We start from the raw sequence: 14980 nt of genomic DNA, 5'->3' as shown, positions 1-14980 counted from the left end.
TATAATAGAATAATATATACTAAGTAATATATATTATTAATATATATAGGACTGGGTTTCATTACCTAGTCCTTTACAAAGGCTTATATATTGACATAATACATGTTTTATGATAATGTGTTTAGGTAATTAACGAATTAATTAACATAAGTAATAAGGTTTTATATTATTTACGGTAAACTGGAGGTGCAGACTGTGAGAGTAAAGATAACTTTAGCATGCACAGAGTGTAAGCAAAGAAATTACAATTCAATGAAAAATAAGAAAAACAACCCAGACAGATTAGAAATGCATAAATACTGCAAGTTCTGTAAAAAACATACACTTCATAAAGAAACTAAGTAATTAGCTGATATAGTGATGACATATACTCACAAAGATTAAGGATGTGAAGTAATGGCTGTTAAGGAAAATGTAAATTTAACTAAAAGTTCACCTAACAGAGGTGGCATATTAAAGTTTTTTAGAGAGGTTAAGGCAGAAGTTAAAAGAATAACTTGGCCTTCTAAAAATGACACTAAAAAAGCGTTAATTGCAGTTGGCGTAGTCGTACTAATATATATAATATTAGTAGGCGGGTTAGATTATATTTTTCAAAACCTCTTTGAATTCATTTTAAAATTTAAGTAAGGAGGTTTAGGTGTTAGTCGCCTATAAGAAAATATGAGCGAAAGAGCAAGATGGTATGTTGTACACACATACTCAGGCTACGAAAACAAGGTTAAAGCAAATCTTGAAAAAACCATTGAAAATAGAAATCTTCAAAACTTACTTCAAGACATCCAAGTGCCTATGGAAGAAGTTGTAGAAGAAAAAGATGGGAAACAAAAGATTTCTCTTAAGAAAAAGTTCCCTGGATATGTGTTAGTAAAAATGCTAATGACAGATGAGTCATGGTATGTGGTTAGAAATACTAGGGGTGTAACAGGTTTTGTTGGCCCAGCTTCTAAACCAGTTCCACTTACTGATGAAGAGGTTGAATCTATGGGAGTTCAAGAAAGTCCTGTAGAAATTGATTTAGAAGTAGGGGAAAGCGTAAGAGTTATCTCTGGACCATTAAGAGAGTTTATAGCAATAATTCAAGAGATAAACTTAGAGAAACGCAAAATAAAAGCATTAATTGATATGTTTGGCAGAGAAACTCTAGCCGAATTAGAATTTACACAAGTTGAAAAATTAGTTTAATATAAGCTAATGTTTTAATAAAGTGGGAGGACTAAGGTCCGTATTACCACAGTATAGGAGGAATAATACATGGCTAAGAAAGTAACAGGAATGATTAAACTTCAACTTCCTGCAGGTAAGGCAACACCAGCACCACCAGTAGGACCAGCATTAGGTCAACACGGTGTTAACATTATGGGATTCTGTAAGGAGTTCAATGCAAAAACTGCTAATCAAGCTGGATTAATAATACCAGTTGTTATAACAGTTTACCAAGATAGATCTTTTAGTTTTATACTAAAAACTCCACCGGCAGCAGTTCTTATAAAGAAGGAATTAGGAATCGAAAGTGGTTCAGGAGTTCCAAACAGAACTAAGGTTGGAAAATTAACAAAAGAACAAGTAAGAAAGATTGCTGAATTAAAGATGCCTGACTTAAATGCGGCTACTATCGAAACTGCTATGAGCATGATCGAAGGTACTGCAAGAAGTATGGGAGTAACTATTGAAGAGTAATTCGTAATAAAGTGGGAGGTAAAAACCGCTAATACCACAAAGGAGGCAAATTATGGGAAAGAATTATATTGAAAGTGCAAAATTAATTGATAAGAGTGCGTTATACACTCCAGTAGAAGCTTTAGATTTAGCAATAAAAACTGCTAAAGCAAAATTTGATGAAACTATAGAGTTACATGTTAGATTAGGGGTTGACCCAAGACATGCAGATCAACAAGTAAGAGGAGCTGTTGTTCTTCCAAATGGAACAGGTAGAACTGTAAGAGTTTTAGTGTTCGCAAAGGGAGAAAAAGCTAAAGAAGCTCAAGAAGCTGGAGCAGACTTCGTAGGAGCAGAAGAATTAGTTCAAAAGATTCAAAGCGAAAACTGGTTTGAATATGATGTAGTAGTAGCTACACCAGATATGATGGGTGTTGTTGGTAGAATTGGTAGAGTTTTAGGACCTAAAGGATTAATGCCAAACCCAAAATCAGGAACAGTTACATTTGATGTTGCAAAAGCAATTGCTGAAATAAAAGCTGGTAAAGTTGAATATAGAGTAGATAAAACTGCTATAGTTCACTGCCCAATTGGAAAGAAATCATTTGGAGTAGAAAAACTACAAGAAAACTTCCATGCTTTAATGGATGCTTTAGTAAAAGCTAAGCCAGCAGCTGCTAAGGGACAATACGTTAAATCAGTATCTGTTTCAAGCACTATGGGTCCTGGAGCAAAGGTTAACCCAACAAAAGTTTTAGATTAGTATTGACATACAAAAAAATATGTAATACAATGTTACATGTTGTTAAAGAAAATACTGATTCCAAAGACAGTAGGTGCCGAAAGGTTTAAAATAATTGCCTACCGAGGAACACCAAGGTAAGTAATTATTTGGTCTTCCTATGTCTATGGGAAGGCCTTTCTTAATATAAATTTGCAGTTAAAAACTGTGAGGAGGTGGACACACAGTAATGAACAAGAATAGACAAATTAAAGAAGCTAAAGTTGCTGAGATTAAAGAAAAATTAGAAAAGTCTCAATCTATCGTTTTAGCAGACTATCAAGGTTTAACAGTTGAAGAAGATACAACTTTAAGAAAAACTTTAAGAGAAGCTGGTGTTGAATATAAGGTTTATAAAAATAACCTTGTAGCATTAGCTGCTAAAGAATTAGGAGTAGAAGGTCTTGATGCATATTTAGAAGGACCAGTTTCTATAGCGTTTGGATATGAAGATGCTACTGCTCCAGCAAGAGTGTTACACACATTTGCTAAAGATCACAAGAAATTAGAATTAAAAGCTGGTATGGTAGAAGGAACTTTATATAATAAAGCTGAAATAGAACAAATTGCTACAATACCATCAAAAGAAGTTCTTATCGCAAAACTTCTTGGAAGCTTCAAGGCTCCATTATCAAATGTTGCATATTTATTAAATGCAATTAAAGAAAAAAAAGAATCAGAATCAGCTGAATAATAACTGATAAAAATTTGGAGGTGCAATTAAAATGACAAGAGAAGATATAATTCAAGCTATAAAAGAAATGACTGTTTTAGAATTAAACGAGCTAGTTAAAGCTTGTGAAGAAGAATTTGGTGTAAGTGCCGCTGCTCCAGTAGCAGTAGCAGGAGCTGTTGCAGGTGCTGCAGCTGCAGAAGAAAAGACTGAGTTTGATGTAGTTCTAGCTAGCGCTGGATCACAAAAAATCAAAGTTATCAAAGTAGTTAGAGAATTAACTGGATTAGGATTAAAAGAAGCTAAGGAAATAGTTGATGGAGCTCCTAAGACATTAAAAGAAGGCGTATCAAAAGAAGAAGCAGAAGATATGAAAGCTAAATTAGCTGAAGTTGGAGCTGAAGTAGAAGTTAAGTAATTAACTTTTAAATTGAAAAGGTGCTGTTAAAGGCACCTTTTTAATTGCCTAAATGAAACTATATAAAATATCAAAGTCCTGGGATACTTTATATAGTTTTATATAAAAAACACTTGAAAAATGGTAAATGCATAGATTAACATAAGTTATGTAATAAAATAATTGACATTAAAAGAATATTATGATAGTATCATTAAATGTACTATTCAATATGGGTAGGTATATACTCATATGAAAAAAATGTATAATCGAACAAAAGATGGTTATACTAATAAGTGATGCTGTCCGAAAGCATAAGTCCTTAGGGAAAGTGTGCTTTTGGTTATTTTAGTTTTATACAAGGGGTGAAAATTCATGGTACATCCTGTCCAAGTCGGAAAAAGAACTAGAATGAGTTTTGGTAAAGTTAAAGATGTAACTGAAATGCCAAATCTTATTGAGGTACAATTAGATTCATATCAGTGGTTTTTAGATGAAGGTCTTCATGAAGTTTTTGAAGACATTAATCCAATCACAAACTTTACTGGAAATCTTGTTCTTGAGTTTGTTGATTACAAGCTTGATATGGATAATATTAAGTATTCAGTGGAGGAGTGTAAAGAGAGAGATTCAACTTATGCTGCACCACTAAAAGTTTCTGTAAGATTACAAAATAATGAAACTGGAGAAATTAAAGAACAAGAAGTATTTATGGGTGACTTCCCGTTAATGACTGAACAAGGTACTTTCATCATAAATGGTGCTGAAAGAGTTATTGTAAGTCAATTAGTAAGGTCGCCAGGTGTTTATTACAATTTTAATGTTGATAAAACTGGTAAAAAGTTATATTCATCAACAGTTATTCCAAATAGGGGAGCATGGTTAGAGTATGAGACTGACTCTAATGATATTATCTATGTAAGAATAGATAAAACAAGAAAACTTCCAATATCGATTTTAGCAAGAGCTATGGGATTCGGAAGTGATCAAGAGCTTTTAGACTATTTTGGAGAAGACGAAAGATTTAAAGCTACAATAGAAAAAGATAATACTAAAACTAAAGAAGAAGCTTTACTAGAGATATATAAAAGATTAAGACCAGGTGAACCACCAACGGTTGATAGTGCTATATCTCTTATAGATTCACTATTTTTTGATGCTAAAAGATATGATTTATCAAGAGTTGGTAGATATAAGTTTAACAAAAAATTAGCATTAAATTTAAGATTAATCAATCAAATAGCTGCTACTGACATAGTTAATCCTCAAACAGGAGAAATTATGATAGAGCAAGGTAAAAAAATTAGTAGATCGTTAGCAGAAGAAATTCAAAATGTTGGTATTAACTCAGTTGATATATTAGTTGAAGATAGAGTGGTTAGAGTAATTGGTAACCATTTTGTTGACATTAAAAAATTTATATCATTTGATATAGAAGATTTAAATATCAGAGAATTTGTTCACTATCCAACACTAAAAGAAATATTAGACAATTATGATGATGAAGAGACTATAAAAGAAGAAATTAAGAAAAACTTAAATAGACTTATTCCTAAACATATAATAAAAGATGATATATTTGCAACAATAAGCTATGAATTAGGATTACCATATACTATAGGTTATGTTGATGATATAGATCATTTAGGAAATAGAAGATTAAGGTCTGTGGGGGAATTGTTACAAAATCAATTTAGAATTGGTTTATCAAGAATGGAAAGAGTAGTTAAAGAAAGAATGACTATTCAAGACCAAGAAGCTATAACACCTCAAATGTTAATTAACATAAGACCTGTTGCAGCTGCAATTAAAGAATTCTTCGGTAGTTCTCAATTATCACAATTCATGGATCAAACAAATCCTTTATCAGAATTAACTCATAAGAGAAGATTATCTGCTTTAGGACCAGGAGGTCTTTCAAGAGAAAGAGCTGGTTTTGAAGTTAGAGACGTTCACCATTCACACTATGGTAGAATGTGTCCTATAGAAACTCCAGAAGGACCAAATATAGGGCTTATAAACTCGTTAGCAACATATGCTAAGGTTAATGAATATGGATTTATAGAAACTCCATATAGAGTTGTTGATAAAGAAAAAGGTATAGTAACAGATGAAATTAGATATTTTACAGCAGATGAAGAAGATCAATATCTAGTAGCACAAGCTAAAGAACCTATCGGAGAAGATAGAAAGTTTGTTGATAGTAGAGTAACTGTTAGAATCTTAAATGAAATTCTAGTTGTAAATGCAGAAGAAGTTGATTTAATTGATGTATCACCAAGACAAATAGTATCAGTGGCAACAGCTATGATACCTTTCCTTGAAAATGATGATGCCTCAAGAGCACTTATGGGATCAAACATGCAACGTCAAGCTGTTCCATTATTAAAACCTCAAGCTCCAGTAGTTGGTACTGGAATAGAATTTAAAGCAGCTGTAGACTCTGGGGTTCTTCCAAAGGCTAGAAATGCGGGTAAGGTAGTTTACGTAAGTTCTAGTGAAATAAGAATTAAGAGAGATGTAGATGGTGGAGTAGATACTTATAAACTTCTTAAGTTTAAAAGAAGTAACCAAGGTACATGTATAAACCAAAGACCTTTAGTAGATAAAGGTGAAATAGTGTTTAAAAATCAAGTTTTAGCTGATGGACCATCAACTGATTTAGGAGAAATAGCATTAGGTAAAAACATCAGAATGGGATTCATAACTTGGGAAGGTTATAACTATGAAGATGCTATGCTTATTTCAGAGGAGTTAGTTAGAGAAGATGTATTTACTTCAATCCATATAGAAGAATATGAATGTGAAGCTAGAGATACAAAATTAGGACCAGAAGAAATAACTAGAGATATTCCTAATGTAAGCGAAGATGCATTAAAAGATATAGATGATAGAGGAATTATAAGAATTGGTGCTGAAGTTAGATCAGGAGACATTCTTGTTGGAAAAGTAACACCAAAGGGAGAAACTGAATTAACTGCAGAAGAAAGATTATTAAGAGCTATATTTGGAGAAAAGGCTAGAGAAGTAAGAGATACTTCACTAAGAGTTCCTCATGGAGAGGCTGGAATTATAGTCGATGTTAAAGTATTTACTAGAGAAAACGGAGACGAATTAAATCCAGGAGTAAATGAACTAGTTAGATGCTATATAGCTCAAAAAAGAAAAATATCTGTTGGGGATAAGATGGCAGGACGTCATGGTAACAAAGGGGTTATCTCAAGAGTGTTACCAGAAGAAGATATGCCATTCTTACCAGATGGTAGACCACTACAAATATGTTTAAATCCATTAGGGGTTCCATCACGTATGAATATAGGTCAGGTATTAGAAGTTCACTTAGGATGGGCAGCAAGTCAATTAGGATGGCACATAGCTACTCCTGTATTTGATGGAGCTACAGAAAAAGATATAGAAGAATGCTTAGCAAAAGCAGGATATAACGCAAATGGTAAAACTGTTTTATATGATGGTAGAACAGGAGAAGCTTTTGATAATGAAGTAACTGTTGGTATAATGTATATATTAAAACTAGCTCACTTAGTTGATGATAAGATACATGCTAGATCTACAGGACCATATTCACTAGTAACTCAACAACCTCTTGGTGGTAAAGCACAATTTGGTGGCCAAAGATTTGGAGAAATGGAAGTTTGGGCTTTAGAAGCATATGGAGCAGCTCATACACTACAAGAAATATTAACTGTTAAATCAGATGATGTTGTAGGTAGAGTTAAAACTTATGAGGCTATTGTTAAAGGTGAAAACATACCGGAACCTGGAGTTCCAGAATCATTTAAGGTTCTAATTAAAGAACTTCAAGCTTTATGTTTAGATGTAAAAGTATTAAATGATGAGAATCAAGAAGTTAAGCTTAAAGAGTTTGCAGAAGAAGATATGGAAGATTTAGAAGTTAACATTGAAGGAACAGAAGATGTTATTTCTGATGATGTAAATGTAGATGATAGTTATACAATATCAGAGGAAGAAGTTGAAGAAGAGGTTGAGTTTGATAACTTTTCATTAGACGGATTCCATGAAGAAGATCTAGAACTTGATGATTTTGTAAATGATGAACACTAAATTTGAAGGGAGGATATACCCTTGTTTGAATTGAATAATTTTGATGCTATACAAATAGGTTTAGCTTCACCTGATCAAATAAGAGAATGGTCAAGAGGAGAAGTTAAAAAACCAGAAACTATAAATTATAGAACATTAAAACCAGAAAGAGACGGTCTATTTTGTGAAAGAATATTTGGACCTATAAAAGACTGGGAATGCCATTGTGGTAAATATAAAAGAGTTAGATATAAGGGCATAGTTTGTGACAGATGTGGAGTTGAAGTAACTAAGGCAAAGGTAAGAAGAGAAAGAATGGGGCATATTGAACTTGCTGCCCCAGTTTCTCACATTTGGTACTTTAAGGGTATTCCATCAAGAATGGGATTACTTTTAGACATGTCACCAAGAGCTTTAGAAAAAATACTATATTTTGCTTCATATGTAGTAATAGATCCTAAAGAAACAACGCTATTAAAGAAACAGTTGTTAAATGAAAAAGAATATAGAGAAGCTGTTGATAAGTATGGTGAAGAAAGCTTTGTAGCTGGAATGGGAGCAGAAGCTGTTCAAGGATTACTTAAAGAAATTGACTTAGAAGGTCAATCAAGAGATCTTAAAGAAGAATTAAAAACAAGTACTGGTCAAAAAAGAGTTAGAATAATAAGAAGATTAGAAGTGGTTGAATCTTTTAGAAAATCAGGAAATGATCCAAGATGGATGGTTATAAATGTCATTCCTGTTATTCCTCCGGATTTAAGACCGATGGTTCAATTAGATGGTGGAAGATTTGCAACTTCAGATTTAAATGATCTATACAGAAGAGTTATTAACAGAAATAACAGATTAAAGAAATTATTAGACTTAGGTGCTCCGGATATCATTGTTAGAAATGAAAAAAGAATGCTTCAAGAAGCGGTGGATGCACTTATAGATAATGGTAGAAGAGGTAGACCTGTAACAGGACCTGGAAACAGACCACTTAAATCACTATCAGATATGTTAAAAGGTAAGCAAGGTAGATTTAGACAAAACTTACTTGGTAAGAGAGTTGACTACTCTGGTAGATCAGTTATAGTTGTTGGCCCAGAGTTAAAAATGTACCAATGTGGACTTCCAAAAGAAATGGCTTTAGAATTATTTAAACCATTTGTAATGAAGAAATTGGTTGAAGATGGAGTAGCACATAATATAAAGAGTGCGAAAAGAATGGTTGAAAGAGTAAATAATCAAGTATGGGATGTACTTGAAGAAGTTATTACTGATCATCCAGTTTTATTAAACCGTGCCCCTACTCTACATAGACTTGGAATTCAAGCGTTCCAACCGATTTTAGTAGAAGGTAGAGCAATAAAACTACATCCACTTGTATGTACAGCATATAATGCTGACTTCGATGGAGACCAAATGGCTGTTCACGTTCCATTATCAGTTGAAGCACAAGCTGAAGCAAGATTCTTAATGCTTGCAGCAGGAAATATTATGAAACCTTCAGACGGTAAGCCAGTTTGCGTACCTACACAAGATATGGTACTAGGATCATATTATCTAACTATGGATAAAGATGGTGCTAAAGGTGAAGGAAAAGTATTCTCTTCGAAAGATGAAGCTATTATGGCTTATGAAGTAGGAGAAATAGATATTCATGCAGCAATACAAGTAAGAATGTTTAAAGAAATAGATGGAGAAAAGAAGTCAGGTATAATAAAGACTACAGTTGGGAAAATAATCTTTAATGAGTCAATTCCTCAAAATTTAGGATTTGTAAATAGAGATTTAAAAGAAGAAGAATTTAATTTAGAAGTAGATTTCTTAATAACTAAAAAGTCTTTAGGAAAAATTATAGATAGATGTTATACAGTACATGGTCCAACTAACACATCAATAATGCTTGATAAGATCAAAGCTTTAGGTTATCATTATTCATCAATAGGAGCTATAACAGTAGCTGCATCTGATATGATAGTACCAGATGCAAAGTATGTATTACTTAAAGAAGCTGATGAAACAGTTGATAAGATAGAGAAGATGTATAAAAGAGGATTCATATCAGAAGAAGAAAGATATGAAAGAGTTATTGAGAAATGGACTAAAACAACAGAAGATGTTGCCGATGCACTTATGGAAAGTTTGGATAAATTCAATCCAATATTCATGATGGCAGACTCAGGAGCCAGAGGATCTAAATCTCAAATTAAGCAATTAGCTGGTATGAGAGGGCTTATGGCGAGTCCAACTGGTAAGATTATAGAATTACCTATTAGAGCATCATTTAGAGAAGGACTTGAAGTTTTAGAATATTTCATATCTACTCATGGAGCTAGAAAAGGTAATGCAGATACAGCTCTTAAAACTGCAGACTCTGGATATTTAACAAGAAGACTTGTTGACGTATCACAAGACGTTATTGTAAGAGAAATTGATTGTGGAACAACAGAAGGTATATATGTTTCAGAAATAAAAGAAGGAAATGAAGCTATCGAAGGATTAGCTGAAAGACTTTATGGTAGATACACAGCAGAGCCTATAATTAATCCAACAACAGGAGAGGTTATGGTAGAAGCTGATCAATATATGGAACTAGATGTTGCAGAAAAAGTTGCAGCTTCAGGAGTTAAGAAAGTTAAAATTAGATCTGTATTTACATGTAAGTGTAAGGTAGGAGTATGTTCTAAATGCTATGGAATGAACATGGCAACAGCTCAAAAGATAAATATAGGTGAAGCTGTTGGTATTATAGCAGCACAATCAATCGGAGAACCAGGAACTCAACTTACAATGAGAACATTCCATACAGGGGGAGTTGTTGGAGCCGATATTACACAAGGTCTTCCTAGAGTTGAGGAATTATTTGAAGCTAGAAAACCTAAAGGTTTAGCTATAGTAAGTGAAATAACAGGTACAGTTAGAATTGAAGAAACTAAAAAGAAGAGAACTGTGTTTGTAGTGTCAAACGATGGAGAAGAACGTAGCTATGAAATACCATTTGGTTCAAGATTAAAGGTATCAAATGATGAGTTTATTGAAGCAGGAGATGAAATCACTGAAGGTTCAGTAAATCCTCATGATATAGCAGCAATTAAAGGTATTGATGGAGCTAGAAAATATCTATTATCTGAAGTTCAAAAAGTTTATAGACTTCAAGGTGTTGATATAAATGATAAACATTTAGAAGTTGTAGTTAGACAAATGACTAGAAAGATTAAGGTATTGGATTCAGGAGATACTGATCTATTACCAGGAACTATGATAGATATGTTTGATTTTGCAGAAGAAAATGCAAGAGTGAGAGAATTTGGTGGAGAAGAAGCTAAAGGAGAGCAAGCGTTGTTAGGTATTACCAAAGCTGCTTTAGCAACAGATAGTTTCCTATCAGCAGCATCATTCCAAGAAACCACAAGAGTTCTTACAGAAGCGGCAATTAAAGGAAAGATAGATCCTTTAGTTGGGTTGAAGGAAAATGTAATTATTGGTAAGTTAATACCAGCAGGTACAGGAATGATGAAATATAGAAACGTGAAGATAGATGTTGACGATGTTTTAGTTGAAAATGAAGCAATAGAATCAATTGAATAATACAATGCAATTTTATTGACATGTGTATGCTTAAATGATAAAATACGAATTGTGTGATTTTAAAGCTACACTACAATATAATTGTCTACATGAATTCATGGAGGCAAAGTCATGAGCTGCGCCTCTATGAACTTTTATATAGGGAGTGATTTCATGATAGATAGAATTGTAGGTAATAAAGTAATTGGTATAAAGCAATGTACTAAGACCATTAAAAATGGAAATGGTTATGTTTTATATGTAGCTAAGGATGCAGACAAAAACTTAACAAAAGATTTAATTGAATTAGCAATTAAAGAAAATGTTAAAATTGTTTTTATAAATACAATGAAAGAATTAGGTAAAATGTGTGAAATAGATGTTAGTGCATCTTCAGTACTAGTTTTAGATTAATTCATTAATAAGCTTTTATCTTAAATATTAGATATATAGATAAAAAAATTTCAGGAGGTGAAAAAATGCCAACTATTAGCCAATTAGTAAGAAAAGGCAGAAAAACTGTTATCAACAAGTCAACAGCACCAGCACTTAACGAGTGTCCACAAAGAAGAGGGGTTTGTACAGTTGTTAAAACAACTACTCCTAAGAAGCCTAACTCAGCTTTAAGAAAAATAGCAAGAGTAAGACTTACAAATGGATTCGAAGTTACTGCATACATTGGTGGTGTAGGACACAACTTACAAGAGCACAGCGTTGTTCTTATAAGAGGTGGTAGAGTTAAGGACCTTCCTGGTGTTAGATACCATATCGTAAGAGGAGCACTAGACTGTGCTGGAGTAGCTAACAGAATGCAAGGAAGATCAAAGTACGGTGCTAAAAAGCCGAAGGCAAAGAAGTAGTTTAAAGTAAACTACAGTAGTGCTTGTCTTCAGCATTTACATAGATTTATAAATTAAGTTTATATAGATGAAGAAGTAAAGCACTTTACGGCAATGTAATAATTGCAGAGTACCAATGAACTTAAATTTATTATGTTAAGGAGGGAAGAAAAGTGCCAAGAAAAGGACATATCGCAAAAAGAGATGTATTACCAGATCCAATGTACAACTCAAAGGTTGTTACAAAGTTAATAAACAATGTAATGGAAGATGGTAAAAAAGGAGTAGCTCAAAAAATATGCTACGACGCGTTTGAAATAATGGCGCAAAAAACAGGCAAAGATGCTTTAGAATTATTTGAAGAAGCTATGAACAATGTAATGCCTTTATTAGAAGTTAAAGCTAGAAGAATAGGTGGTGCTAACTACCAAGTTCCAATAGAAGTTAGACCAGAAAGAAGACAGACTTTAGGTTTAAGATGGCTTCTAGATGCTTCAAGAAAAAGAGGCGAAAAGGTGATGGCTGAAAGATTAGCTGGAGAATTAATGGATGCAGCTAATAATACTGGCGCAGCTGTAAAGAAGAGAGAAGATACTCATAAGATGGCTGAAGCAAACAAAGCATTTGCTCATTACAGATACTAATATACAAAACTGTTTTGGCTTTTGCTAAAACAGTTTTGTCGAATTTAAAATTACTCGTTGAGAGGAGGAAATACAAATGGCTAGAAAATATCCTTTAGAAAAATTCCGTAACTTTGGAATAATGGCTCATATAGATGCAGGAAAAACTACAACTACTGAGCGTATATTATTTTATACAGGAAGAAGTCACAAGATTGGAGAAGTTCATGAAGGAGCAGCTACAATGGACTGGATGGTTCAAGAACAAGAAAGAGGTATAACAATTACTTCTGCTGCAACAACATGTGCTTGGAAGGGTCATGAATTAAATATTATAGATACTCCAGGTCACGTAGATTTCACAGTTGAAGTTGAAAGATCATTAAGAGTACTTGATGGAGCTGTTACAGTTCTAGATGCAAAAAGTGGGGTTGAACCACAAACTGAAACTGTTTGGAGACAGGCAGATAAATACGGTGTTCCAAGAATGATATATGTTAATAAGATGGATGCTACAGGAGCAGATTTCTTTAGATGTATAAACACTGTAAGAGATAGATTAAAAGCTAACGCAGTTCCAATACAAATTCCGGTTGGTTCAGAAGATCAATTTAAGGGAATGGTAGACTTAATAACTAACAAGGCAATTATGTTCTACGATGATTTAGGAAAAGATGTTAGAATAGAAGAAATTCCAGCTGATCTAGCAGATCAAGCAGAAGAATATAGAATGGCTCTACTTGAAGCAGTAGCAGAAACTAATGAAGAATTAATGGAAAAATATCTTGAAGGTGAAGAATTAACAGAAGAAGAAATAATGGTAGGACTAAGAAAAGCTACTATAGCTAATGAAATAGTTCCATGTATTTGTGGATCATCATATAAAAATAAGGGTGTTCAACAAATGATTGATGGAGTTGTTGCATTCTTACCATCACCTTTAGATATACCAGCTGTTAAAGGAACAACATTAGAAGGTGAAGAAGCTACAAGAGAAGCATCAGATGAAGCACCAATGTCAGCTTTAGCATTCAAAATAGCAACAGACCCATTCGTTGGAAAACTTGCATTTACAAGAATTTATTCAGGAGTTATGCAAAGTGGAACATACGTGTTAAACTCAACAAAGGGCAAAAAAGAAAGAATAGGAAGACTTGTTAAGATGCATGCTAATTCAAGAGAAGAAGTTGAAGCATTAGAAGCAGGTGAATTAGGAGCTGTTATAGGATTAAAGAATACTACAACAGGAGATACTCTTTGTGTAGAAAATGATCCAATAATATTAGAATCTATGGAATTCCCAGAACCAGTTATATCTGTAGCTATAGAGCCAAAGACAAAAGCTGGTCAAGAAAAGATGGGCTTAGCATTGGCTAAGTTAGCTGAAGAAGATCCTACATTCAAGACTCATACTGATCAAGAAACTGGTCAAACAATTATTGCAGGTATGGGAGAACTTCACTTAGAAATCATAGTTGATAGATTAACTAGAGAATTCAAAGTTGAATGTAATGTTGGAGCACCTCAAGTTGCATATAAAGAAACTATTAGAAAACCTGTTAAAGCAGAAGCTAAATATGCTAAGCAATCTGGTGGTAAGGGACAATACGGTCATTGTGTGATCGAAATGGAACCTACTGAAGGAGAATACGTATTTGAAAATGCTATAGTAGGAGGAGCTGTTCCAAGAGAATATATTCCTGCAATAGATAATGGTATTCAAGAAGCTGCTAAGAGTGGGGTTGTAGCTGGTTATGAAACTATAAACTTTAAGGTTAAATTAGTTCACGGTTCATACCACGAAGTTGACTCATCTGAAATGGCATTTAAAATTGCTGGTTCTATGGCATTTAAGAATGCAATGGCAAAAGCAGATCCAGTTTTACTTGAGCCAATGGAAAAGGTTGAAGTTACAGTACCAGAAGAATACATGGGAGATGTAATGGGAGATCTTAACTCAAGAAGAGGAAGAATTGAAGGAATGGAAGCTATAAACGGAGCTCAAATAATAAGAGCTATGGTTCCACTTTCAGAAATGTTTGGATATGCAACTACTTTAAGATCAAGAACTCAAGGTAGAGGTGTTTATTCAATGGTATTCGATCACTTCGAAGAAGTTCCAAAGAGTGTTCAAGAAAAAATTAAAAGTGAAAGAAATTAATTCACTTTAGTTATAAAATTTAGTAATGTTGCTCATAATTTAGTTATGAGTAGCATTACATAATATGAATTTTTATTATTATAAATTATAAGAGTGAAAATTTATATAGACCTAGAAAATTAAAGATAAATTAGATATAATAACTAAGAAGGTTAATATAATTAATTTCCATAAAGGAGGATTTTACAATGGCAAAGCAAAAATTCGAAAGAAGCAAACCACACGTAAAC

The 14980-nt window shown here is 33.2% G+C and carries 13 protein-coding genes and 1 other annotated feature; all 13 genes read left to right on the top strand.

Annotated features, from left to right (window positions below; translation table 11 throughout):
• Positions 1-195 precede the first annotated feature (195 nt).
• The 13 genes from rpmG to fusA all read left to right on the top strand — a co-directional run bounded on the left by rpmG (position 196) and on the right by fusA (position 14750).
• Positions 196-345 (top strand): 50S ribosomal protein L33, encoded by a 150-nt coding sequence (rpmG, locus tag A500_RS01955; RefSeq protein WP_008681213.1) that lies wholly within the window; start codon positions 196-198, stop codon positions 343-345.
• Positions 346-396: 51 nt separating this feature from the next.
• A complete protein-coding gene (secE, locus tag A500_RS01950; protein ID WP_016205911.1) occupies positions 397-630 on the top strand; it encodes a preprotein translocase subunit SecE in 234 nt (77 codons plus the stop codon).
• Between the two features lie 33 nt (positions 631-663).
• The gene (nusG, locus tag A500_RS01945; protein ID WP_016205910.1) at positions 664-1185 is read left to right on the top strand and encodes a transcription termination/antitermination protein NusG; all 522 of its coding nucleotides are present in this window, start codon (positions 664-666) and stop codon (positions 1183-1185) included.
• 69 nt (positions 1186-1254) lie between these two features.
• Positions 1255-1680, top strand: a complete 426-nt coding sequence (gene rplK / locus A500_RS01940; RefSeq protein ID WP_016205909.1) for a 50S ribosomal protein L11 — start codon at positions 1255-1257, stop codon at positions 1678-1680.
• Positions 1681-1732: 52 nt separating this feature from the next.
• Complete coding sequence (rplA, locus tag A500_RS01935) at positions 1733-2422, top strand: 50S ribosomal protein L1 (RefSeq protein ID WP_016205908.1); 690 nt, start codon at positions 1733-1735, stop codon at positions 2420-2422.
• Between the two features lie 42 nt (positions 2423-2464).
• Positions 2465-2593: a sequence feature (ribosomal protein L10 leader region), on the top strand.
• A gap of 37 nt (positions 2594-2630) precedes the next feature.
• A complete protein-coding gene (rplJ, locus tag A500_RS01930; protein ID WP_016205907.1) occupies positions 2631-3134 on the top strand; it encodes a 50S ribosomal protein L10 in 504 nt (167 codons plus the stop codon).
• 31 nt (positions 3135-3165) lie between these two features.
• Positions 3166-3531, top strand: coding sequence for a 50S ribosomal protein L7/L12 (gene rplL, locus A500_RS01925; protein ID WP_016205906.1), 366 nt, complete (start codon positions 3166-3168; stop codon positions 3529-3531).
• Positions 3532-3885: 354 nt separating this feature from the next.
• Complete coding sequence (gene rpoB, locus A500_RS01920; RefSeq protein WP_016205905.1) at positions 3886-7593, top strand: DNA-directed RNA polymerase subunit beta; 3708 nt, start codon at positions 3886-3888, stop codon at positions 7591-7593.
• 21 nt (positions 7594-7614) lie between these two features.
• A complete protein-coding gene (gene rpoC, locus A500_RS01915) occupies positions 7615-11148 on the top strand; it encodes a DNA-directed RNA polymerase subunit beta' (protein ID WP_016205904.1) in 3534 nt (1177 codons plus the stop codon).
• Positions 11149-11301: 153 nt separating this feature from the next.
• Positions 11302-11541 carry a ribosomal L7Ae/L30e/S12e/Gadd45 family protein gene (locus tag A500_RS01910; RefSeq protein WP_040436427.1) on the top strand — a complete coding sequence of 80 codons (240 nt, stop codon included), beginning with the start codon at positions 11302-11304 and terminating at the stop codon, positions 11539-11541.
• 65 nt (positions 11542-11606) lie between these two features.
• Positions 11607-11987, top strand: coding sequence for a 30S ribosomal protein S12 (gene rpsL / locus A500_RS01905; RefSeq protein ID WP_008681201.1), 381 nt, complete (start codon positions 11607-11609; stop codon positions 11985-11987).
• Between the two features lie 152 nt (positions 11988-12139).
• Positions 12140-12610, top strand: coding sequence for a 30S ribosomal protein S7 (gene rpsG, locus A500_RS01900; protein ID WP_016205902.1), 471 nt, complete (start codon positions 12140-12142; stop codon positions 12608-12610).
• A 76-nt stretch (positions 12611-12686) separates the two neighbouring features.
• The gene (gene fusA, locus A500_RS01895) at positions 12687-14750 is read left to right on the top strand and encodes an elongation factor G (RefSeq protein WP_016205901.1); all 2064 of its coding nucleotides are present in this window, start codon (positions 12687-12689) and stop codon (positions 14748-14750) included.
• Positions 14751-14980: the final 230 nt, after the last annotated feature.

The organism is Clostridium sartagoforme AAU1, assembly GCF_000401215.1.
GTDB lineage: Bacteria > Bacillota > Clostridia > Clostridiales > Clostridiaceae > Clostridium > Clostridium sartagoforme.
This window is presented reverse-complemented; position numbering and strand designations above follow the sequence as displayed.

Excerpts from the sequence above, each read along its gene's own strand:
- secE (WP_016205911.1), top strand. The coding sequence starts at position 397 with ATGGCTGTTAAGGAAAATGTAAATTTAACTAAAAGTTCACCTAACAGA.
- nusG (WP_016205910.1), top strand. The coding sequence starts at position 664 with ATGAGCGAAAGAGCAAGATGGTATGTTGTACACACATACTCAGGCTAC.
- rplK (WP_016205909.1), top strand. The coding sequence starts at position 1,255 with ATGGCTAAGAAAGTAACAGGAATGATTAAACTTCAACTTCCTGCAGGT.
- rplA (WP_016205908.1), top strand. The coding sequence starts at position 1,733 with ATGGGAAAGAATTATATTGAAAGTGCAAAATTAATTGATAAGAGTGCG.
- rplJ (WP_016205907.1), top strand. The coding sequence starts at position 2,631 with ATGAACAAGAATAGACAAATTAAAGAAGCTAAAGTTGCTGAGATTAAA.
- rplL (WP_016205906.1), top strand. The coding sequence starts at position 3,166 with ATGACAAGAGAAGATATAATTCAAGCTATAAAAGAAATGACTGTTTTA.
- rpoB (WP_016205905.1), top strand. The coding sequence starts at position 3,886 with ATGGTACATCCTGTCCAAGTCGGAAAAAGAACTAGAATGAGTTTTGGT.
- A500_RS01910 (WP_040436427.1), top strand. The coding sequence starts at position 11,302 with ATGATAGATAGAATTGTAGGTAATAAAGTAATTGGTATAAAGCAATGT.
- rpsL (WP_008681201.1), top strand. The coding sequence starts at position 11,607 with ATGCCAACTATTAGCCAATTAGTAAGAAAAGGCAGAAAAACTGTTATC.
- fusA (WP_016205901.1), top strand. The coding sequence starts at position 12,687 with ATGGCTAGAAAATATCCTTTAGAAAAATTCCGTAACTTTGGAATAATG.